Raw genomic sequence first — 21,879 nt, 5'->3', positions numbered from 1 at the left:
CGGTAGCGCCCTCCTCGATTCCTCGTCGCCCAGGACCGCTCGTTCCCCACCGAGCGCCTCTCGTGAGCGGTCGGCGGCAAACGACACGCCGAGACCGACACCGGGGTTCAGTGCGCGTGCTCCCGTGACCGATCGGATCGAACGACACTCGCGATAGCGTCACACAACAGCAGACGGCAGATGGTATAACCAACGGTCTTTCGACAGGAATCTAAACGGCTAGCCCTCAGCGATACAAACCTCGGGAGAGTTGTGGACTTGTATGTCGGAAAGCGACGACAGCGGCAGTCGACTCGATCGGCGCGGACTGCTCCGACGGATGGGGGCACTCGGCGTCACCGGTGCAGTCGGGATCGGCGGGTTCCAGCTCTTCGCAACGGAGCCGGCCTTCGCGCTCGACGAGGAGACGTTCACGGCCGCCGACGTGAGCATCGCCTCGGCGGACGGGACGATCGACGACGTCTGGTTCCAGCCCGAGCTCACGTACTCGTGGGCGAATCTCGATTCGTCACCACACACGCTGACGTTCGTCCTCTCGACGGAAGGCCCCGACGGTGGGTACTTCGAAACAGTCGGCAGCGAATCCAAGTACAACGAGGCCCTGGAGGACGGAACGTCGGCATCGGGAAGCTACGACTTCCAAAACGAACTCAGCCTGATCGAGAACACGTCGTGGTACGAATCCGCGTTCGATGCCGACGGTGACGGCGAGAGCAACGTGGTCGACATGACGGTGCGGGTGAAGGCCGAACTCACCACGAACGGTGGGGCCACGCACACGGACACGAAGGAAGCCCCGTTCAGCGTCGACGTCACCAACAGACAGGTGCAGTTCGGTAACCAGGGCGGGAGTGGATCCGGCAGCGGCGGCGTCGGCGGGATCGCCGGCACCGGCGGTAACTGATCGCGCTTCGGAAACGACGATGACCGTCGCGAGGTGTTCCCCGTTGAGAGTACTCTCACACCGACGAGAAACGGACTGACGACAGCCACGACTCCCGATATCACAGCCGTCCTCAGATACGTCACGGACGCGGGACAGCCCGGTGGATCTCCTCAGAACGCGACCTCGATCACGCCGAGCGCGATCGCCGCGAGCGCCGTCTCGAACACCACCGTACCCGCAGCCGAGAGAAGCACGAACGTCCGGGTGCGCATCTCGGCGAACCCCGCGGGGACGGTGAGCATCCCCCGGGTGAACAGCAGGGCGTTGCTCACCGGGACGACGATCGGGCCCCAGCGGTCGAACCAGCCGTCGAACCTGGTGAGGGCCTCGTCGCTCACCCGGAACCACCGCTTTTCGAGGAGCCACTCCCGGCCGCCGCGCTTCGCGAGGACGAACAGCCCGACCTGGCCGATCGTCGCCCCGATCACCGCGACACCGATGATCGTCGCGACGTCCGTTACCGTGCTCCCCATGAGGCCGATCGAGACCGGGACGATCGCCTCGCTCGGCATGAAGTACATCAGCATGGCTCCTTCGAGCACGAACACACAGAGGAGGGCGAGCAGCGCGTACTCCGAGTCGAGCAGGTCCCGGAGGGTGGCGGGCATCTCCGCGATCTGGAGGACCGGAGCGGACATCGGCAGGGAGTTCGCCGGTAGCTCCTAAATCGTTTGCGTCACGCGCCGCTCACGAGAAGAGGTTTTGACGCTCGCGACCCCAGTCACGGTATGGATCTCACGCACCGCCCGCGACGGCTTCGCCGGGACGGGCTCCGTGATCTCGTCAGCGAAACCAGCCTGGCGGCGAGCGATCTGATCGCGCCGGTGTTCGTCGACGCCACCACGGACGAACGCGTCCCGATCGAGTCGATGCCGGACCACGAGCGCGTGCCCGTGGGCGAGGCGGCCGCGCGCGTCGAGGAGATCGCCGCAACGGGCGTCGAGAGCGTCATCGTCTTCGGCATCCCCGAATCGAAGGACGCCCACGGAACACGCGCGTGGGCCGAGGATGGCGTGGTCCAGCGCGCGCTCCGACGGATCACCGACGAAACCGACGTGTTCTGCATCACCGACGTCTGTCTCTGTGAGTACACCGATCACGGTCACTGCGGGGTGCTCGCCGAGGAAGCGCGTGAGCGCTGGGAAGAGGGCGCTACGGCGGCCGACGGTGGCGCGGCAGAGGCCGACGACGGCGCGGCGGGGCTGCACGAACACCACGAAACGGGGTTGACGGTCGACAACGACGCGACGCTCGACTTGCTGGGAAAGATCGCGACGAGCCACGCCGACGCTGGCGCAGATATGGTCGCGCCGAGCAGCGCGACCGACGGGATGGTGGGCGCGATCCGGGCGGCGCTCGACGACGCGAACCACGTGGACGTGCCGATCATGAGCTACGCCGCGAAGTACGAGAGCAGCTTTTACGGGCCGTTCCGCGACGCCGCCGACGGCGCGCCCGCCTTCGGTGATCGCCGCCACTACCAGATGGACCCCGCGAACGTTGACGAGGCGCTCCGGGAAGTGGATCTCGACGTCGACCAGGGCGCGGACGTGCTGATGGTCAAGCCCGCGCTCCCCTACCTCGACGTCGTCCGCGCGGTCGACGATCGGACCGACCAACCCGTGGCGGCCTACAACGTCTCCGGCGAGTACGCCATGCTCCACGCCGCCGCCGAGAAGGGGTGGCTTGACCTCGAAAGCGTGGCCCACGAGTCGTTGCTCTCGATCAAGCGTGCAGGCGCGGACCTGATTCTGACGTACTTCGCGGAGGACGTCGCCGAGCAACTCTGAGGCGTCGACGCGGGTTCGATCGCGACGGGCCGAGCAGTTATGCCGCGAGCGACGGTTGAGACGGTATGACACGCGAGGCCATCGACTACGGACAATGGGAGGCTGGCCGCGACGTGAACTACTGGGATCTCGATCGTACCCTCCAGTACGAGGCACGACGGACGTACCCGGACGAGGAGTTCTCGTGGGCCGAATCCCGCCTGGAGGAGTTCGGCGACGTGATCGGGTCGACGATCGCCGATAACGCCGATCGGATCGACCGCCACGGCCCGGAACTCCACACCTACGACCGGCACGGCGAGATCAGCAACGAGGTCGAGTACCACCCCAAACAGCACGAGAACGAACGGATCGCCTATGGAGATTTCGGGCTGGCCCACGACGCCTTCCACGCGCCGCCAGGCCGCGACGAACCAGTCGGACTCACGCATACCCTGACTCAGCAGGCGCTGCTCTCGTACGCCGATCCGGGGTTCGTCTGTCCGGTGTCGATGACGACCGGCGTCGCGCTCGTGCTCGATGAATTCGACGACGGGAGCCTCGACGGCTACTTCGAGCGCCTCACCAGCCGCGACGCCGACGAGCACATCGAGGGCGCGATGTTCCTCACCGAGAAACAGGGCGGCAGCGACGTCGGCGCGAACGAGACCGTCGCCGAGGAGGCTCCCGATGGCAGCTACCGCCTCACCGGCGAGAAGTGGTTCTGTTCGAACATCGACGCCGAGGGTGCGCTCGCGCTGGCCCGTCGGCCCGACGCACCCGACGGGACCGCTGGTCTCTCGCTGTTTCTCGTTCCGCACACCAAGCGAAACGGCCAGGTCAACGACGCCCTGTTCCGCCGGTTGAAGGACAAACTCGGGACGATCTCGGTTCCCACGGGAGAGATCGAGTTCCGTGGTGCGGAGGCATACCTGGTGGGCGAACCCGAGAACGGGTTCCGGCAGATGACCGCGATGCTCAACTTCGAGCGCCTCTCGAACGCCAGCGCCGCGGTCGGGATCATGGGGCGTGCGCTGCTCGAATCCAAGGTCCAGGCCGCGAACCGCGAGGCGTTCGGGGAGGTCATTCAGGAGTACCCGCTGATGCGCCGCGACCTCGTCGACATGGCCGTGGATTACGAGGCCGCCGCCGCGTTCACCTTCGACGGCGCGCGCGTCCTCGACCGCTACCGGCGCGAGGGACGCGAGACCGAGGCCGGCGAGCGGGCGTTCAAACTCGTGCGCGCGCTCGTGCCGGTGGCGAAGTACGTGACCGCACGGATGGCGGTCGAGACCGTCTCGTACGCGTGCGAGGTGCTCGGCGGTAACGGCTACGTCCGATCGTTCGTCACGCCGCGCCTGCTCCGGGACGCCCAGGTGCTCCCGATCTGGGAGGGCACGTCGAACGTGCTCTCGCTCGACCTGCTCCGGGCGCTCGACCGCGAGGACGCCCACGAGGCGCTGCTGCCCACGATCCGTGCCAATCTCGATGCGGCCGAGCATCCCTGCCTCGACGAGCCGACCGCAGCGATCGAGGACTCCTTCGCCGGCCTCCAGGAGTCGCTGGCCCACCTCGCCGGGGCCGACGGGGAGTACGCCCAGCTCCAGGCGAAGGAGCTCGCGAACTACGTCTTCGACGTCTACACCGCCGCGCTGCTCGTCAGGGAAGCGCAGGATCGGATCGACAGCGCGGACGACGCCCGGAAGGCCCTCGTCGCGAAGCGGTTCGTCGACACCCGCCTGCGTGAGCCCGACGCGCGCGGTATCACCGAGGGCGAACGGTTCGCGGTCGAACGGTTCGACGCGGTCGTGCGGTACGCCCCCATCGAACCGGCGACGCTCGCCGAACCCGCGTCGGTCGACGACTGATCGTCGTCGAACTCGGGCGCGAACGCCGCCCTCGCGCAACACCTGCCGGAATCGGAATCGACGAACGTTCGATTTTTCCGCGGGAATCGGCCGATTTCCGTACACAATACGACCTTATATCGATAACACTCTACCCCAAACCGGACATATCCATACTCACACCGCCAAAAATATTCAAACAACAACCCAACAGTTATGTAATCCGATGTCCTGCGTCCCCAGCGTGATACGGATGACGAACACGGTCGAAGAACGCGAAAACGACGACAGTTGTGGTAAAATAGCGGCGACCACTTCGGTGGTAGTGGAATGATCGGGGGTGCGACGATACCACTCCAGGCGGGCGGGATGGAGGCGGTCGTCGAGAGCGTCAACCTCGTCTGGGTGCTCACGGTCACGTTCTTGATCTTCTTCATGCACGCGGGGTTCGCAATGTTGGAGGCTGGCCAGGTCCGCGCGAAGAACGTCGCCAACCAGCTCACGAAGAACATGCTGACGTGGTCGATCGGGGTCGTGGCCTTCTTCCTCGTCGGTGCGGGCGTCTCGTCGGTCGTCGGCGGACTCACCGGCGGCAGTGGGGCCGCGCTCGCGGATCTGACCGCGGTCTGGAGCGGCGACTCGGCCGCGTGGGTGAGCTGGCTATTTGGAGCGGTCTTTGCGATGACCGCCGCCACCATCGTGAGCGGCGCGGTCGCGGGTCGGTGCAAGCTCCGGGCGTACGTCGGCTACACGATCCTGCTCGCGGCGATCATCTACCCCGTGGTCACGGGCTTCACGTGGGCCGGTGGCTTCCTCGCCGACGTTCTCGGTGTGGGCTTTCACGACTTCGCCGGCGGGATGATCGTCCACGGGATGGGCGGGATCGCGGGGTTGACGGCGGCGTGGGTGCTCGGCCCGCGGATCGGGCGCTACGGCACGGACGGCTCGGTGAACGTCATCCCCGGCCACTCGCTGTCCTTCGCGGTGCTCGGCACGCTGATCCTCTGCTTCGGCTGGTACGGGTTCAACGTCGGCACCGCCGCCGCACCGCTCGCGATGGCCGAGGGGACGGTCGAGCTCGGCTCGTTCAGCTACGTCGGCCGGGTCGCGCTCACGACCACCCTCGGAATGGCTGCGGGTGCGATCGGTGCTGGCGCGGCCTCGTTCGCGAAAACTCGTAAGGTCGACACGCTGTACGTCGCCAACGGGATGCTCGCCGGCCTCGTCTCGATCACCTCGATCACCGACGCGATCGTCTGGCCCGGAGCCGTGGCCGTCGGCTTGCTCGCCGGGATCCAGCTCCCGCTGGTCTTCGAGTTCGTCGAGAAACGCCTCCGGATCGACGACGTCTGTGCGGTGTTCCCGGTCCACGGCTCGGCCGGCGTGCTCGGCGCGCTCGCCTTCCCGTTCGTCGCGGTCGACGGGTTCGCGGTCGACGTGCTCGCCGCGCAGGTCGTCGGGATCGCCGTGATCGCCGGCTGGACGATCGTCGCGACTGCCGCGGTGTTCGGTGCGCTGAAGGCGGTCGGCCAGGCGCGCGTCACGCCCGAGCACGAACGCGACGGACTCGACAGCGCGGAACACGGCGTCGACACCTACCCCGAGTTCGGTCTCGGCGACTCGGGTGGGCCGGTCGCGGACGGCGGTGCGGTCCACGCGACCGCCGACGAGGAGGTCCGGACCGATGGTGGCGTTCCGAACGACGGCGGGATCAAGATGGTCACGGCCGTCGTCCGGCCCGACAAGCTCGGTGCGGTCAAGAGCGCGCTCGCGGAGGTCGGCGCGCCCTCGCTCACGGTGACGAACGTCTCCGGACGGGGCAGCCAGCCCGTGAAGAAGGGACAGTGGCGCGGCGAGGAGTACACCGTCGACCTCCACCAGAAGGTCAAAGTCGAGTGTGTGGTGGCCGACATCGCCGCCGACGACGTGGTGGAGGCGATCGTCGAGCGCGCCGCGACGGGCCAGCCGGGCGACGGCAAGGTGTTCGTCACGCCGGTCGAGGACGCGGCCCAGATCCGGACCGGGAGTCGGGGGCGGGAAGCCGTCTAGGAACTCACCTTTTGCTGCGGTCGCTCGCTTTCTTCTCGCGGGCCGAAGGCCCGCTCGAATGGTCAGCGGCGCGAAGCGCCGCTCGACGCTCGCTCCCTGGCAAAATCTGGACCAAAAGCCTTCGTCACCCCCGTTGGGGGTTCCTCGGCCCGCTCGCTCATGGTTCGAAAGACGCGAAGCGTCTTTCGTCATCACGAGAGAGCGTAGCTCTCTCGAACGACTTCGTTCGCTCGCGGCGGGACTGCTGGCGCTTGCCGCGACCGCACAGCCACACTACCGCACAGCCACACTACCGCACAGCACCGCCGAAGCCCTCGGCCACGAGACGCGAACGGAGTGAGCGTCTCGGAACGAGCGAGCGGGGAGGGACGACCCGCGAGCCGCGCTCCGCTCGCGCCTTCGCCCTTCATCCGCCAGGCGACGAGGATCGCCCGTCCCCACGTCGGTCGGCTTTTGCATCTCGGCGCGTAGCTTCGCCCGTGATCGTCGCTCTCGCCGACACCCACGGCACGGACGGCCACCGCCTCGACGATCGACTGCTGGAGGTCGTTCGTGAAGCGGATCTCGTGGTTCATGCCGGCGATCTCACCACCGAGGCCGTCCTCGACGCGTTCGAGGCCGAGTGCCGGGCGTTCGTCGCCGTCCACGGCAACAACGCCACGCCCGCGGTCCGCGACCGCCTGCCAGCCGAGCGCGTCGTCGAGCACGAGGGGGTTCGGATCGCACTCACCCACGGCGACGACCGCGACGACACGGGATTGGGTCTGTTCGGTCGGCAGGAGCGCGCCGACCTCGTGATCTCGGGCCACTCACATCGGCCGGGAGTCGTCGATGCGGGCGACCGCACGCTCCTGAATCCGGGAAGTCACGCCGATCCACGATGGAACCGCCCTGCCTACGCCGAACTCACGACCGACGCCGAATCGAACCATCTCGACGGCCGACTCCGCGAGCCCGACGGAACCGTCTTCGAGGAGTTTCGCGTCGACACGTAGCTCGACGCCCCGATCAACCCGACCTCTTGCCCTCTTCCGACCGCCCGAAACGGCTTTAGGCTGGCGTCGGTATCACCACTCATGGTCTTCGGTATCGACCCGGTGCTCCTCGGGCTTCTCGTGATCATCTTGCTCGTCGTCTTCGCGGCCTACCTGCTGATCCGGCGCACCGCGACCGCGTTCCGCGAGGGCAGCCGACGCGGTCGGCGGTAGCCGACGCGACGCACCCGCCATCGAACGTTCTCTCAGGCCAGCGCCCGCTCGACGCTCTCGACGGCGCGCTCGACGTCCTCTCGATCGACGTCGAGGTGGGTACAGAAGCGGACGACGTGCTCGCCGAACGCCGTCCCCTGCACTCCCTCCGCTTCGACTCGTTCGAGGAACGCCTCGGCCGACTGTTCGGTCTCGACCAGGACGATGTTGGTCTCGGGTGGTTCGACGGCGAGCCCGTCGATCCCGTCGAGGCCCGCGGCGAGTCGCTCGGCGTTTGCGTGGTCCTCGGCCAGACGGTCGACGTTCGAGAGCGCTTCGAGTCCCGGCGCGGCGATGATGCCTGCCTGGCGCATCCCGCCGCCGAACAGCTTCCGGTGGCGGCGGGCGCGCTCGATGAATCCTTCGCTCCCCGCGAGCACCGAGCCGACGGGTGCGCCGAGCCCCTTCGAGAGACAGAACATCACCGAATCCACTTCCCGAACGATCCGGCTCGCGTCCACGTCGTGGGCGACCGCGGCGTTGAACACGCGCGCGCCGTCGACGTGAACAGGAATATCGAGATCGTGCGCCGCCTCGGCCGCGGCGTCGATCTCCTCGGGGGCGATCGCGACGCCGCCCTTGCTGTTGTGCGTGTTTTCGAGGCAGAGCAGCCCCGTACCGGGACGGTGGACGTCCTCCTCGACGTAGCTCTCGCGGACGTCGCCTGGCGTGATCGTTCCGCGAGACCCCCCGTCGACGGTGCGGGGCTGGAGCCCCGAGAGCTGGGCGAGCCCGCCGACCTCCCACTTGTAGACGTGGCTCTCGCGCTCGCAGAGCAGCTCCTCGCCTCGGCTGGTGTGGGTCCGCGCCGCGACCTGGTTGCCCATCGTCCCGGTCGGCACGTAGAGGGCGGCGTCCATCCCGACCGCCGCCGCAGCCTCGGCTTCGAGTTCGTTCACCGTGGGATCCTCGCGGTAGACGTCGTCGCCCACCTCGGCCTCGCTCGCGGCCGCGCGCATCTCGTCGCTGGGCCGAGTGACGGTGTCGCTCCGGAGATCGATCATATCGTCCGTAGCGCCGCGACGGTGAAATACGCTGTCGGTGGGCGACTCGTTTGCCCCATTCCGACGATCGGATCGTCGTCGCGAACTCGTGCGGGGACTACTCCCCCAGTCCCCATCACTCCTCGACTCGCGGATCGAGCGCGAGGTAGGCGACGTCCTGCAGCAGGTTGCCGGCGACGCCGAACAGCACGATCACCATCGTCGAACCGAGGATCACGGGCAGGTCCTGTTCCTGGTACGCGAAGAGGCTCAGCCCCCCTAGTCCAGGGATCCCGAACACGTACTCGATGACGAAGACGTTCAACACCACGAGCCCGAGCATCTCGGTGAAAAAGAGCGAGAACAGCGGGAGCGCGGCGTTCCGGAGGAGGTGACGGGCGACGCGCCACCCGTCGGCTCCCTTCGCCCGGACGAGCTTGATGAACTCGCTGTTGCGGTATTCGAGCGACTGCGCCCGCGCGTAGCGCATCTGGCCGGCGAGCAGACTGGTCGTGAGCACGAGCGCCGGGAACACCGTCGTCCGCAGGAGCTCGATCGTGCCGGGCGAGAGCCCGAGCCCCGACCGCACGCCGGCTCCGAGGACGAACAACAGGAGTATCTGGGCGATCCAGAAGTTCGGCACGGAGAACCCGAGATACGCGACGCTCGTCCCCAGCCGGTCGAGCAGCGTGTGCTGGTGGGTCGCGGTGTACAGCCCGATCGCGATCCCCCCGACGACCGCGATCACCATCGCCGGAACCACGTACCGGAGGGTGGCGGCGAGCGCACTTCCCACTAACGATGTCACTGGCGTTCCCGCTTCGTACCGCATCCCGGGGGTCCCCGGGCCGACGCCACCGTACGCCTCGCCCCAGTCGAGCGTCGTCACGTCGACCAGCCAGTCGGCGTACCGATCGAGCAGCGGCTCGTCGAGGTTTCGTGCCTCCTTGTACGCCGCGACCTCCTCCGAGGCCCCGTCGCTCCCCCCGATGTTCGTCCACTTGATCCAGCCGGTGTTCGTGGTGGGCGCGACCGCGACGAACGCGAACACGACCGAGACGACGAGGTACGCCGCGATCACGGCGAACGCGACCCGACGGGCGATTGGCCAGCCGAGGCCCACGCTACGTCACCCCGAAACGGCGCGTTCGCTCACTGCGACGCCGACCGCTTCCGCGGGACGGCGACCGTCGGTGGCTGTCACGGCACGCCGCGTGGTCCGCGACCGTCCGTGGCTGTCTGACCTTCATTCTCGATGCCGTCGCCGGCTGTGTATCGCCGCGGCATAAGCTTTCAGGCCGATCGGCTCGTCAACGGCCAGAAAACTTATTCTACGTTCGTGGCGAGTACCGCGGGAACCTCAACACATGTCGACGGACACCGAGGCGGGTCTCGACGTGCAACGCGACGCGATCGACTGGGACGAACTCGACGCCGGCGCGTTGCGGGTCGGGCGACGCACCCAGGGGTTCCTCGTCGCTCTCTGCCTCCTCGGGGCCGCGTTCCTCTACTATCGGCTCACGAAGTACAGCCTGATGGTGGGGGCGTGGTACACCCCGTCGCGCCTCGACTGGCTCTTCTTGCTCTCGCTGGTGGTGTTCGTCTTCTACGTCGTCGTGCCGCTCGCCACCCATCGGGCACGAACCCTCCGGTACTGGCGACGGTTCCGCCGGAACCGCCTCGCCGTGGTCTGTCTCCTGTATCTCGGCGTCTTCCTCGTCGTCGGCACCGCGAGCCTCCTCTTTCTCGGCCGGCCGGAGCCCAACATCACGTACTCCTTCCAGCCGCCGTTCCTGTTCACTGCCGAACAGGGAACGACGGTGCGAAACTGTGCGGGGACCGTGACCGGCCCCGCGCTCGAATCGGTCTGTCGGGGGAGCCTGCGATTCCCGTTCGGGACGGACGACCTCGGCCGGAGCGTCGTGGGCCTCGTCGCCACCGGAATGGGCGTGAGCCTCCTGGTCGCGCTGGTCACGTCGATGCTGATCGTCCCGATCGCCACGACGGTCGGGGTGGTCGCGGGCTACTTCGGCGGTCGCGTCGACACCCTCCTGATGCGATACGTCGACGTTCAGCAGACGGTGCCGGCGTTCCTGCTCTACGTCCTCGCCAGCATCGCCTTCGGTCAGAGCCTCTTCTTGATCATCCTCGCGTTCGGTCTCCTCAGCTGGGGCGGCGTCGCTCGCCTCGTGCGCAGCGAAGTGAAACAGCGCCGGGGCGAACTCTACGTCACGGCGGCCGAGAGCGCCGGCGCGAGCCGGCTCCAGCTCGTCCGGAAACACGTCCTCCCGAACGTGTCGAGCACGGTCGTCACGGCCATCACCCGCCAGATCCCGCTCCTGATCCTGACCGAGGCCGCGATCGCCTTCATGGCGACGCTGGGCGACGAGAACGTGCCGTCGTGGGGCCAGCAGATCGCGACGATGACCTCCCAGCCACGATTCCCCGAGGCGTGGTGGCTGTCGATATTCCCGCTCGTCTTCCTCGTCGCCACCGTGTTCTCGTTCAGCGTGGTCGGCGACGCGCTCCGTGACACCCTCGATCCACGGGGGGAAACGTGAGCGACCCGCTGCTCTCCGTCGAGGGCCTCCGGACGCAGTTCCACACCGACGAGGGCACAGTGAAAGCGGTCGACGGCGTGAGCTTCGACGTTTCGCAGGGTGAGACGGTGTGTCTCGTCGGCGAGAGCGGGTCCGGCAAGACGGTGGCGTGCGAGTCGATCACCAGGATCCTGCCGAGCCCGCCGGGCGAGATCGTCGGCGGCCGGGTCAGCTTCGACGGCGACGATCTCACGGAGCGCCCGCCGAGCCAGCTCACCGAGGTCCGCGGCGGCCGGATCGCTCATATCTTCCAGAACCCCCAGGGCGCGCTCGATCCCGTCTACTCGGTCGGCGCACAGATCGTCGAGACGATCCAGCTCCACGACGACGCGAACGACGCGGCGGCCCGGAAACGGGCGATCGACCTGCTCGAACGGGTCGGGATCCCGGAGGCCGCGTCCCGGTTCGACGAGTACCCCCACGAGTTCTCCGGCGGGATGAAACAGCGGGTCGTGATCGCGATGGCGCTCGCGGGCAAGCCCGACCTCCTGATCGCCGACGAACCCACCACGGCGCTCGACGTCACGACGCAGGCCGGCATCCTCGACCTCCTGAACGACATCACGGCCGAGCGCGACATGGCGATCCTGTTCGTCACGCACGATCTCGGCGTCGTGGCCGAGATCGCCGACCGGGTGGTGGTGCTGTACGCCGGCAAGGTGATGGAGCGCGGCGGCGTCCACGCGATCTTCGAGACGCCCGCCCACCCCTACACCCAGGCGCTCTTCCGGTGTCTCCCCGGTCGAGGCGACCGCGAGACCATCGGCGGATCGTTCCCGGACCCGACCGATCCGCCCGAGGGCTGTCGGTTCCACCCCCGGTGTCCCCACGCGATCGAGGCGTGCGCCGAGGGCGACCAGCCGCCGCTCGAACCGGTCGATCCCGACCACACCGCCTCGTGTGTCTTCCACGGCGAGGGGTACGACGCGGCGGCGGTCCACGAGGGCGCGGCGAGCGCGGCGCGGTCGACCGCCGGACGGACGGGATCGAGACCAGCCGACGACCGACCAGACGCAACGGGGCCAGCGGGCCGAACCGACGGCGAGCGTTCGGATCCGATGGAGGACGAACGATGACCGACGATCCGCTGGTTGCGGCCCGCGATCTCACGAAACACTACCCGATCACCGAGGGGCTGTTGCGCCGCGAGGTCGGCCGGGTCCGCGCGGTCGACGGGATCAGCTTCGACGTGCGCCGAGGCGAGACCCTCGGTCTGGTCGGCGAGTCGGGCTGTGGGAAATCAACCGCCGCGCGCAGCCTGCTCCACCTCGAAGATCCCACCGACGGCGAGGTGCTGTTCGACGGCGAGTCCCTCGACGCGCACACCGACGCGGAGCGAAAGCGCTTCCGGCGGCGCGCGGGGATGATCTTTCAGGATCCCACGTCGAGCTTCGATCCCCGGCTCTCGATCGGCGAGTCGGTCGCCGAACCCCTCGCGATCCACGGGTTGCGCGACCGGGAGCGCCAGCGGGCGGTCGCGGAGACGATGCTCGAACGGGTGGGCCTCTCGGCCGCCGAGTACGATCGGTATCCGCACGAGCTCTCGGGCGGCCAGAAGCAGCGGGTCGCGCTCGCGCGCGCCTTGGTGACCGATCCGGCGTTCGTGGTGGCCGACGAGCCAGTGAGTGCGCTCGACGTCTCGGTCGAGGCCGAGATCCTCTCGCTGATCGACGATCTCCAGGCGGCCTTCGGCCTCTCGATCCTCCTCATCACCCACGACATGAGCGTGGTCCGGGACGTCTGCGATCGGGTGGCGGTGATGTATCTCGGCGAGATCGTCGAGCGCGGTCCCACGGAAGACGTGTTCGACGATCCCCAACATCCCTACACCCGGGCGCTGCTCGCGTCGATGCCGACGCCCGACCCCGCCAGTCGGGGCGAGCGCGCCGACCTCTCCGGCGAGGTTCCCGACCCGGGTGCTCCACCGTCGGGCTGTCGGTTCCACACCCGGTGTCCCGCGGTCATCCAGTCCGACGAGTACGATCTCGATCAGTCGGTGTGGCGGTCGGTGTTCGACCTCCGGATCGCTGTGCGGGACCGAACCATCGAACCCGATCGGCTCCGCGAACGGCTCGTCGACGAGGGCAGCGCGGCGAGCGCGGACGACGTGTCCCCGGCACAGCTCCGAAACGCGATCCGCACGACGTACGACATCCCGGACGAACTCGACGATCCCGACGCCGAAGCGGTGCTCGCGGACGCCCTGCCGGCGATCGTCGACGGCGACCTCGCGACCGCCGAGGACGCGCTTGCTCCGTTCACCTCCGTCTGCGAGCGCGAGCACCCCTCCCTCCAAGAGACCGACGCCGGCCACCCGGCGGCGTGTCATCTCCACGCGGCCGCCGATTTCGACGCTTCCCAGGAAGGCCGATCGGTGCCCGCCGAGGACTGAGCGGCGGCGTTGCCGGCGGAGATTTATACTGCCGTGTCGCCGTTCTTCCACATGAACCGCACCCGCGACCGCTACGATCTCCTCTACGAACTCTACGATCGGTTCGACACCCGGACGCTCCGGGCGTACCAGACGTTCGTCGACGTGTTCCCGCCGGTGGACTCGCGGGTCGCACTCGATCACTGGCAGGACGCAGAGAGCGCCCTCGCCGAGTCGAAGGCCGAGATCCGGGAGGCGTTCGATCGGGGCGAACCGCTCGCGGCGATCGCGGCCCACGCCTCGCGCGACGAGGCGTTCACCGCGCTCGATCTCCACGAGCGCCACGGCCGGCCGGTGTCGGCGTTCGTCCTCGACGTCGACGAGACGCTGCGCTCCGCCGGGAGCACCGACAACGAGATCCCCCGCGAGACGCTCGGCTTCCTGACCGAGTTCCACGAGGCCGGGATGCCGATCGTGATCTGCACCGGCCAGACCCTCGAAAACGTGAAGGGGTTCCTGATCCAGGGTCTCGGCAGCGAGATCTTCCACTCCGGCGATCTCAGCGTGGTGTACGAGGCGGGGACTGGTGCGTTCACGCCAGGCCACGGCCCCGAGACCAAACAGCTCCTCTACGAGGAGCTCGACGACACCATCCAGGACGTCTTCTATCGGCTTCGCTCGGACGTGCTTTCGGAAGCCCCCGAGGGAATCCGGCGGGGCTGTCACCTTCAGGGCAACGAGTTCAACGTCACCCTCAAACCCAACTTCGAGATCGGCTCGACCGACGCAACCCACGTGATCGATCGGGCGCTACTCCACCAGCTCGGCCTGCTCGGCAGCGCGGCGAGCGGGGCGTGCGACGCGAACGAGACCGAGGCCGCGGCGTGGGCGCGCGCGTTCTACGCCGACTCGGACCCCGAGATCCGGGCCGTGCTCGAAGCCGAGAACGAACTCCCCGACCGCTCGGCCGATAGCGTGCCCGACGACCTCGGGGATCTCTTCGAGCGCATCGACGTCGCCTACTACGAGGGCGACGCCGCCGAGATCGGGAGCCGCGAACTCAACAAGGTCGTCGGCGTCGAGGCCGCCTTCGACGTGCTCGGGCTCGACGATCCCTTCGCCCTCGTGATGGGTGACTCGAAGAGCGATCTCCGGGTGATGGAGTGGGTCGCCGAGGGGGACATGGGGATCGCGGCCGCGCCAGAACACGCCTCGATCGACGTGCTCGATCACGTCATCCGAACCGACGAACTCGTCTACGATCAGGGTGACGCCGCCGAGATCCTTCGGGTCGTCTACGCGCTCAACCAGCTCGCGCGCCTCGACTGACGAGGCCCCCGCTACGCCCCCGACTCCGCAACCGTCCGGTTTCGGCTTCGGACCCGGTCGATTCGACGACCACGCCCGACGAATCCAGTACGTATATCCGTCACCCAGCCGGAGAGCATCGATAGATAGACACCTGTCGAACGGCCGTCTCCCGATCTTCACCTGATGCCCGCTCCCACCGAGACACCGCTGCCGACGCCGCACGCCCCGCCGGCACGCAGCGGTCGAAACGCCACCCGCCCCCCACACAGCCGATGAACCGCCGGTCGTTCCTCCGATCGACGGGCGTGCTCGGGGCCGTCGCGGCGACCGGCTGTTCGGCCAAGCTCGACCCCTTCTCCGGGCCGTCGACCCCGGAACTCACGCCGACACCGGAAGCACCGCCGACGCGGGCGGGCACGGCGCTCACGGGGATCTACCCCGGCGGGCCGAACCGCGAGAACGCGATCGCGAACCTCGCGTCCGCCACCGAATGGCTCGACCAACCGCCCGCGGTCGCGCTCGTGTTCGTCGACGCGCTGCTCCCCGACGACGCGAAGCAGGGGTTCGTCGACGGACCGCTGACCGCCATCTGGAACGCGGGCCACGTCCCGATGATCACGTGGCAGCCGTTCGAACGCGAGATGCAGGCGACGAGCGAGACCGTCGAGCGGGCGATCGCCGGCGGCGAGCACGACGGCCACCTGTCGTCGTGGGCGTCGCTGCTCGAATCGTGGGCGCAGCCGTACGGCGACCGCACGCGCGGTCGGCGCTTTTACTTCCGACCGGCCCACGAGATGAACGGCGACTGGTTCCCGTGGAGCGCGGTCGACTCCTCGCGGATCGACGCGACCGTCACGCCCGTCCCGAACGCCTCCGGCAGCGAGAATGAGAGTGGCGGGGAGAGCCGAGCGGCTGGAACGCCGGCGGACTACGTCGAGATGTGGCGGCGACTCCACGATACGTTCGGGGCGACCGATCTGGACGGGTCGAACGTCCAGTGGGTCTGGACGGCCAACGCCGACGAGGTCGGTGGGATCCGGGCCGAGCGGTACTACCCCGGTGACGAGTACGTCGACTGGGTCGGGCTCGACGGGTTCAACTTCGGCGGGAGCCAGTCGTATTCGAGCTGGCGCACCCCCGAAGAGCTGTTCGACCCGATGCTCGGGCGACTCCGCGAGCTGACCGACAAACCGGTGGCGCTGACCGAGTTCGCCTCGGCCTCGTTCACGGGGCCGAACGGCGACGGCGAGTACCGGCCCCAGCGCAAGGCCGCGTGGATCGAGGCGGCCTTCGAGTACGTCGCGGAAAACGACATCAAGATGACGTGCTGGTTCAACGTCGACAAGAGCGGGGCCGACGAGGCCGACTGGGCGGTGTTCGGGGGTGAGCGCGGGACCGAGCGGGTCACGCTTTCGAACGAGTATCAGGTGTACGAGGCATACAACCGGGCGGTCTCGGGGGACGACTTCCTCAGCGCCCGCACCGACTTCCCGCCGCTGCTGACCGACGACGAGTTCGCGGGCGAGTTCTGAAGACACCGTCTCCGAAGAGGGTTCCGTCGTGGTGAGACGTTCAGGTCTCCCCGAGATATCCTCTGGAGAAGCCGTTTACGGAGTGATTCTTCGCAAGCGACCTGTCGTTGCTGTTTGGCTGGGCCACGCTCTACCGGCGAGACGATCGGAAGTGTCCTCTCCGACGACCGCGATTGTGTATATCGGTATGTGATTTATTCTGTCGCTCTTTGTCGTTTACTTCGAGATCAGGGCCTCGTCACCGGCGGTCAAGGGTACGATTCATCGTGCTACCGCTCAACCCACTTCGATAGCTCCGGGCGTGGTCCACGAACGGCGATCGATGGCTCGACGGTCGCAGTTCGCCACCAACACCAGTGACTGACCTGGAAGCCATGCAGTCGCGTCAGTATCAGTACTTTTCCGGCTGTGATCGTCGGGTGGCAGTGCAGCCGGGACCGCGAGACGACTCGCGACCGCTTTGTAGCAACCTCCGACCACAGTCTGTCGCCAAGCAGGGTTTGCTTCGTTGGTCTCGGATCAGGAGAAACGGCAGCGACCGCTTTCATAAATCACATTCGACGATATAGATTGGTCGAAGCGGCAGTCCAACGCGACCCACGAACCCTTTTTGCCGGTACGGCCGAATCGAGTTGCATGACACGGGCGGTGGGCTACGAGCCCCGGAGCGTCAAACAGCTCCTCGCGGAGATGAAAGACATCGCGGAGCTGATGATCGATCTCTCGTACTCCGCCGTCCTGCTGGGCAGCGATGAGGTCGCGGCGGCGGTGCTCGACCTCGAAGCCGAGATGGACGTGCTCCAGCTCCGGACCCGGATGAGCCTGCTGATGGCTGCCCGGAGCACCGACGACGCCGAAGCGCTCGCACCCGTGCTCGGGATCGTGGGTGCAACCGAGAAGATCAGCGACGCGACCGGCGACATCGCAAAGGTCGTCGTCGAGGACATCGGGCTCCCCCCTGCGATGCGCGCCGCGCTCCCCGCGGCGGTCGAGACGCTGGTCCGTGCCCGCGTCGCTCCCGACGCACGCTTCGCCGGGCGGACCCTCGGTGGGATCGACCTCGAGAGCGAGACCGGGGTGCGCGCGATCGCGATCCGGCGCGGCGAGGAGTGGCTCATGAACCCCGACCGCGACACCGTCCTCCGGCCCGACGACGCCGTGTTCCTTCGGGGTCCGGAGGCGGGGATCGCCGGCGTCTACCGGAGCACCACCGGCGAGCACTACGCGCCGCCCGAGGCCCCCGACCCCACCATCGCGGACCTCGATCGGGCGATGGACTCGGTCGTGCTGATGAAGAACATGAGCGAACTCGGGGTGGATCTCGCCTACGGCGCGGTGCTGTTCGACAGCGAGGACCTCGCGCACGAGGTGGTGTCCCTCGAAGCGGAGGTCGATCACCTCCAGTCGCGCTTCGAGGCGTGGACGCTCCAGGCAGCCACGCGGGTCGACGAGCCGGTCTCGCTCCGCGGCCTCGTCCGTCTCGCTCGGAGCACGGAGGTCATCTCGGACGCGGCGGTCGAGATCTCGGAGGGCGTGCTTCGAGGACTCGGCTCGCATCCGGTGATCGCCGAGGCGGTCAAGGAGTCCGACGAGGTGATCGTCCGGCTGAGCGTCGAGTCGGGCAGCGCCCTCGACGGCGCGACGCTCGGCGGCCGGATGGTCAGGACCGAGACCGGGATGGGTGTGATCGCCGTCCGGCGGACGACTCGCGAGACCGTCACCGCCGCATCGGTGACCGACGAGTCGGTGACGACCGTTCGCGACGACTGGGTGGTTTCGCCCGGTCCGGCCACCGAACTCGCCGCTGGCGACGTCCTACTCGCGAAGGGGCCGCAGACGGCGGCCGAACGACTCCGGGCGCTCGCCGGCACGGTACCGTAATCAGTTTCGGTCCTCGTCGTCTTCGTCCGGATCGTCCCGATCGTCCGCATCGTGATCGTCGTCGTCCGTCTCGTGGTCGTCGTCGCCCACATCGTCTCCACCGTTATCCGAGTCGCCGACGAACGGAAGCGACGATCGCCAGTCGACGAGGGCGTGAACGAGGCTGCCACCGAGGAGACCGACGGCTAGTAGCCCAAACAGTATCGGTTCCGGCATGTTCCGGCGTTCGTCCCATTGACTGAAAAGAATCCGACACATGATACTCTCATTGATCACTACGACGGACGGATCCGGGCTGACGACGGTGTTGCCGTTTCGCGCTGCCGCTGTGATCGGCTATCGTTCGCGAGCGAGCCGGTAGGCCGAGACCAGCGTCAGGAGTACCGTCACGAGCGTCGCGCTCCCGAACGCGAGCGTCACGGCGAGGACGGCGAAGAGCAGCGGCGAGCCACGCGGATCCGCCACCGGACCCAGCAGCTCGAACACCCGGTAGGCGTAGATACAGACGGCGACTCCGACGCCGGCCGCGAGCCCGATCTTCGCGTTGCGCGGGACCGACAGCGCCGCGGCGAACTCCGCGGTGGGTGGGCGCTCCGGGGCGTCGTCCGACACGTGTTCCCTACGACTGGCGACCCCAAATTCCCGTCGGTTCGACACGGATATCGAACGCCTCAAGACCGTTCGGCGGCCGTCATCGAACGATGACGAGTCTCGGAAGCGCGAGCGCGGCTCCCGGCGAGATCGACACTGGGCGGCTGTCGGTCGGCGAGACCCGCGACGGGAGCCCGCTGGGACTGCCGGTCTGTGTCGTCAACGGCGCAACCGAGGGCGACACCCTCTACATCCAGGCCGCGAGCGACGGCGACGAACTCAACGGCGTCGGCGTCGTCCGGTCGCTGGTTCCACGGCTCGATCCCGACGACCTCGCCGGCACAGTTCTGCTCGTCGGGATCGTCAACCTCCACGCCTACCAGGTGGCCGAACACCGCAACCCGATCGACGACACCAAGCTCAACCGGGCGTTTCCGGGCGACGAACACGGCTCCTCCTCCGAACGCATCGCCGCTGCGGCGTTCGACGCCGCCACCGGCGCGGATCTCGTGCTCGACCTCCACCAGGGCTCGACGAGCCGGATGATCCACGAGACCAGAGTCCGATGTGGTCCGCGTCACCATCTTCATAGTGAGTGTCTCGACCTCGCGAAGACGTTCGACTGCGGCCACGTCCTCGATCAGAAGGGGCCCGACGGCCAGCTCGCCCGCGCCGCCCCCGACGAGGGCGTCCCGACCATCGACCCCGAACTCGGTGGTGCGGTCGGGCTCGATCCCGAGAGCGTCGCGATCGGCGTCGAGGGCGTGTTCAACGTGCTCACGGCGTACGGCTTTCTCGATGGGAGTGTCGATCCCGACGACCAGGTCCGCGCGACCGGGTTCGAGCAGTACGGCGCACCTGCCGGCGGCCTCGTCGACTTCGAGGCCGAACTCGGCGAGCGGGTCGAACAGGGCGACCGCCTTTTCCATGTCACCGACGCGTTCGGCTCCGTGAAGGCCGAGTCGACCGCCGACGCCGAGGGGGTGTTCTGGCGGACCCGCCGGCTGCCACAGGTCGCGACCGGCGAGTACGTCTGCTCGGTCGGGACCGACATCGATCGGTTCTAAGCCCCACCTTTTTACTTCGTCGGGTGCGCTCGCTCCGCTCACGGGTCGCTACGCTCCCCGTTCGCATCGAGGCACTCGCTTCGCTCGCGCCTCGCACCGCTCGCGCACCACTCTCTGCGTCCGGGCCGAAGGCCCGCTCGCACGGTACGAGGGACGCTCCGCGTCCCTCGCTACTCGCAAAAATCCGGACCAAAAACACCCGCTCACTCGGCTTCCGGCCTCGTTCACGGTGCGATTGCTGGCACTCTCCGCAACCGCCACCGCACAGCACCACCGAAGCCCTCGGCCACGAGACGCGAACGGAGTGAGCGTCTCGGAACGAGCGAGCGGGGCGGGACGACCCGCGAGCCGTTCGCTGCGCTCACGGCTTCGCCCTTCATCCACCAGGTCCGCACCGCACCGCAGCCGCACCGCCCCACAACCGTCACCTACTGGTTCGCCGCGCCCGCTTTCCCAACCATGCCCGCCGACCTCCGCTGTCCCGCCTGCGGCGACACCGACGCCGACCGCTGGCGCTGCGAGTGCGGTCAGCCGCTCGACTTCGCCACCCAGCCGCTGCCCGACGGCCCCGCGCCCGCGCTCGCCGATCTCGACACCCGCAACGGGCTGTGGGCGTTCACGGACTTCCTGCCCGTCGAACGGGCGGTGGATCTCGGCGCGGGCTGGACACCGGGAGTCGATAGCGAGGGACGACGTCCCTCGGAAAGCCGGCCATCGGCCGGCGATGCGTCCGAGTGGAACGCGACGTTCAAACTCGAATACGTCTCGCCGACGGGCAGTTTCAAGGATCGCGGCGCGGCGACGACGATCGCACGCGCGGTCGAGTGTGGAGCCGACCGCGTGATCGAGGACTCCTCGGGCAACGCCGGAACCGCGATCGCGACCTACGCCGCCCGCGCGGGCCTCGACGCCACGATCTACGTGCCCGCCGACGCGAAGTCAGCCAAACTCCGGGCGATCGAGCGCACGGGGGCCGACGTCGTACGGATCGAGGGGACCAGGGAAGACGTCACGGCGGCCGCGATCGAGGCCGTCGAGAACGGCGAGGGCTGGTACGCGAGCCACGCGTGGAACCCTGCCTTTTACGCCGGAACCGCGACGTTCGCGCTCGAACTCGCCGCCCAGTGCGACTGGAGCGTGCCGGACGCGATCGTGTGTCCGATCGGTCACGGGACCCTCTTTCTGGGTGCGTACCGGGGCTTTCGCGCACTCCGCGCGGCCGGCTGGATCGACCGCATTCCGCGACTGCTCGGTGCCCAGGCAGCCGGCTACGCGCCGGTCGTCGCCAGGCTCGACGCCCGCACCGATCCCGACGACCCGAACGATCTCGCGGACGGCATCCAGATCCGCGAACCAGTCCGGATCGAGGCGATCTGTGAGGCGATCGAAACCACCAATGGCGACGCGATCGCGATCGACGCCGAGACCACCCGCGAGGAACACGACCGGCTCGCCAGGGCAGGCTTCGATGTCGAGCCGACGTGTGCGGTCGCGCCGGCCGCCCTCCGCGAATATTGCGAACGTGGGGTGACACGTGAAAACGATCGAGTAGTGGTACCGCTAACCGGATCGAACACGTGACCCAGCGATCAGCGGCGTACTGTCCCGACTGCGGTGCGGGGACGACTCAGCGCACGTTCGGGGGCCGCGAGCGCCGGTACTGTCCCGGCTGCGAGCGGTTTGTC

Annotated in this window: 19 protein-coding genes; 14 read left to right on the top strand and 5 right to left on the bottom strand. The window is 68.0% G+C overall.

What is annotated here, in order from left to right; translation table 11 throughout:
- Positions 1–262: 262 nt before the first annotated feature.
- A complete protein-coding gene (locus tag TX76_RS10880; protein WP_049902473.1) occupies positions 263–904 on the top strand; it encodes a hypothetical protein in 642 nt (213 codons plus the stop codon).
- A 152-nt stretch (positions 905–1,056) separates the two neighbouring features.
- On the opposite strand, the gene TX76_RS10875 is transcribed toward TX76_RS10880, so the two are convergent.
- Positions 1,057–1,584, bottom strand: a complete 528-nt coding sequence (locus TX76_RS10875) for a DedA family protein (RefSeq protein ID WP_049902471.1) — start codon at positions 1,582–1,584, stop codon at positions 1,057–1,059.
- 90 nt (positions 1,585–1,674) lie between these two features.
- Between TX76_RS10875 and hemB the strand changes: the two genes are divergently transcribed.
- From hemB to TX76_RS18515, 5 genes are all read left to right on the top strand, one after another.
- Complete coding sequence (gene hemB, locus TX76_RS10870) at positions 1,675–2,736, top strand: porphobilinogen synthase (protein ID WP_049902470.1); 1,062 nt, start codon at positions 1,675–1,677, stop codon at positions 2,734–2,736.
- Between the two features lie 65 nt (positions 2,737–2,801).
- Positions 2,802–4,583: an acyl-CoA dehydrogenase family protein gene (locus TX76_RS10865; RefSeq protein ID WP_049902468.1), complete on the top strand. Its 1,782-nt coding sequence runs from the start codon at positions 2,802–2,804 to the stop codon at positions 4,581–4,583.
- Between the two features lie 309 nt (positions 4,584–4,892).
- Positions 4,893–6,611 carry an ammonium transporter gene (locus TX76_RS10860; RefSeq protein WP_049902467.1) on the top strand — a complete coding sequence of 573 codons (1,719 nt, stop codon included), beginning with the start codon at positions 4,893–4,895 and terminating at the stop codon, positions 6,609–6,611.
- 479 nt (positions 6,612–7,090) lie between these two features.
- Entirely contained in the window at positions 7,091–7,606 is a 516-nt protein-coding gene (locus TX76_RS10855) for a metallophosphoesterase (protein WP_049902466.1), read from the top strand.
- Between the two features lie 81 nt (positions 7,607–7,687).
- Entirely contained in the window at positions 7,688–7,819 is a 132-nt protein-coding gene (locus TX76_RS18515; protein WP_267462365.1) for a DUF7859 family protein, read from the top strand.
- A 32-nt stretch (positions 7,820–7,851) separates the two neighbouring features.
- On the opposite strand, the gene ltaE is transcribed toward TX76_RS18515, so the two are convergent.
- Together ltaE and TX76_RS10845 are read right to left on the bottom strand one after the other, a co-directional pair.
- Entirely contained in the window at positions 7,852–8,862 is a 1,011-nt protein-coding gene (ltaE, locus tag TX76_RS10850; RefSeq protein WP_049902465.1) for a low-specificity L-threonine aldolase, read from the bottom strand.
- Positions 8,863–8,977: 115 nt separating this feature from the next.
- Complete coding sequence (locus TX76_RS10845; protein WP_049902463.1) at positions 8,978–9,964, bottom strand: ABC transporter permease; 987 nt, start codon at positions 9,962–9,964, stop codon at positions 8,978–8,980.
- A 244-nt stretch (positions 9,965–10,208) separates the two neighbouring features.
- Between TX76_RS10845 and TX76_RS10840 the strand changes: the two genes are divergently transcribed.
- The 6 genes from TX76_RS10840 to TX76_RS10815 all read left to right on the top strand — a co-directional run bounded on the left by TX76_RS10840 (position 10,209) and on the right by TX76_RS10815 (position 18,536).
- Positions 10,209–11,402, top strand: coding sequence for an ABC transporter permease (locus TX76_RS10840; protein ID WP_049902461.1), 1,194 nt, complete (start codon positions 10,209–10,211; stop codon positions 11,400–11,402).
- Positions 11,399–12,517, top strand: a complete 1,119-nt coding sequence (locus TX76_RS10835; protein WP_079890806.1) for an ABC transporter ATP-binding protein — start codon at positions 11,399–11,401, stop codon at positions 12,515–12,517. Before TX76_RS10840 ends, TX76_RS10835 begins: the two co-directional genes overlap by 4 nt.
- A complete protein-coding gene (locus TX76_RS10830) occupies positions 12,514–13,833 on the top strand; it encodes an ABC transporter ATP-binding protein (protein WP_049902459.1) in 1,320 nt (439 codons plus the stop codon). Before TX76_RS10835 ends, TX76_RS10830 begins: the two co-directional genes overlap by 4 nt.
- 51 nt (positions 13,834–13,884) lie before the next feature.
- Entirely contained in the window at positions 13,885–15,141 is a 1,257-nt protein-coding gene (locus TX76_RS10825; RefSeq protein WP_049902457.1) for an HAD family hydrolase, read from the top strand.
- Between the two features lie 254 nt (positions 15,142–15,395).
- Positions 15,396–16,655: a glycosyl hydrolase gene (locus TX76_RS10820; RefSeq protein ID WP_049902455.1), complete on the top strand. Its 1,260-nt coding sequence runs from the start codon at positions 15,396–15,398 to the stop codon at positions 16,653–16,655.
- Positions 16,656–17,291: 636 nt separating this feature from the next.
- Complete coding sequence (locus TX76_RS10815; RefSeq protein ID WP_049902453.1) at positions 17,292–18,536, top strand: potassium channel family protein; 1,245 nt, start codon at positions 17,292–17,294, stop codon at positions 18,534–18,536.
- Here the strand turns inward: TX76_RS10815 and TX76_RS10810 are convergent, their stop codons facing one another.
- Together TX76_RS10810 and TX76_RS10805 are read right to left on the bottom strand one after the other, a co-directional pair.
- Entirely contained in the window at positions 18,537–18,752 is a 216-nt protein-coding gene (locus tag TX76_RS10810) for a hypothetical protein (protein WP_228842361.1), read from the bottom strand. It lies immediately after the preceding gene.
- Between the two features lie 120 nt (positions 18,753–18,872).
- Positions 18,873–19,148, bottom strand: coding sequence for a DUF7536 family protein (locus tag TX76_RS10805; RefSeq protein ID WP_049902450.1), 276 nt, complete (start codon positions 19,146–19,148; stop codon positions 18,873–18,875).
- 89 nt (positions 19,149–19,237) lie between these two features.
- Between TX76_RS10805 and TX76_RS10800 the strand changes: the two genes are divergently transcribed.
- Positions 19,238–20,194 (top strand): succinylglutamate desuccinylase/aspartoacylase family protein, encoded by a 957-nt coding sequence (locus TX76_RS10800; RefSeq protein WP_049902449.1) that lies wholly within the window; start codon positions 19,238–19,240, stop codon positions 20,192–20,194.
- A gap of 459 nt (positions 20,195–20,653) precedes the next feature.
- A complete protein-coding gene (locus TX76_RS10795; protein WP_049902447.1) occupies positions 20,654–21,775 on the top strand; it encodes a threonine synthase in 1,122 nt (373 codons plus the stop codon).
- Positions 21,776–21,879: the final 104 nt, after the last annotated feature.

The organism is Halococcus agarilyticus (assembly GCF_000334895.1).
Lineage (GTDB): Archaea > Halobacteriota > Halobacteria > Halobacteriales > Halococcaceae > Halococcus > Halococcus agarilyticus.
This window is presented reverse-complemented; position numbering and strand designations above follow the sequence as displayed.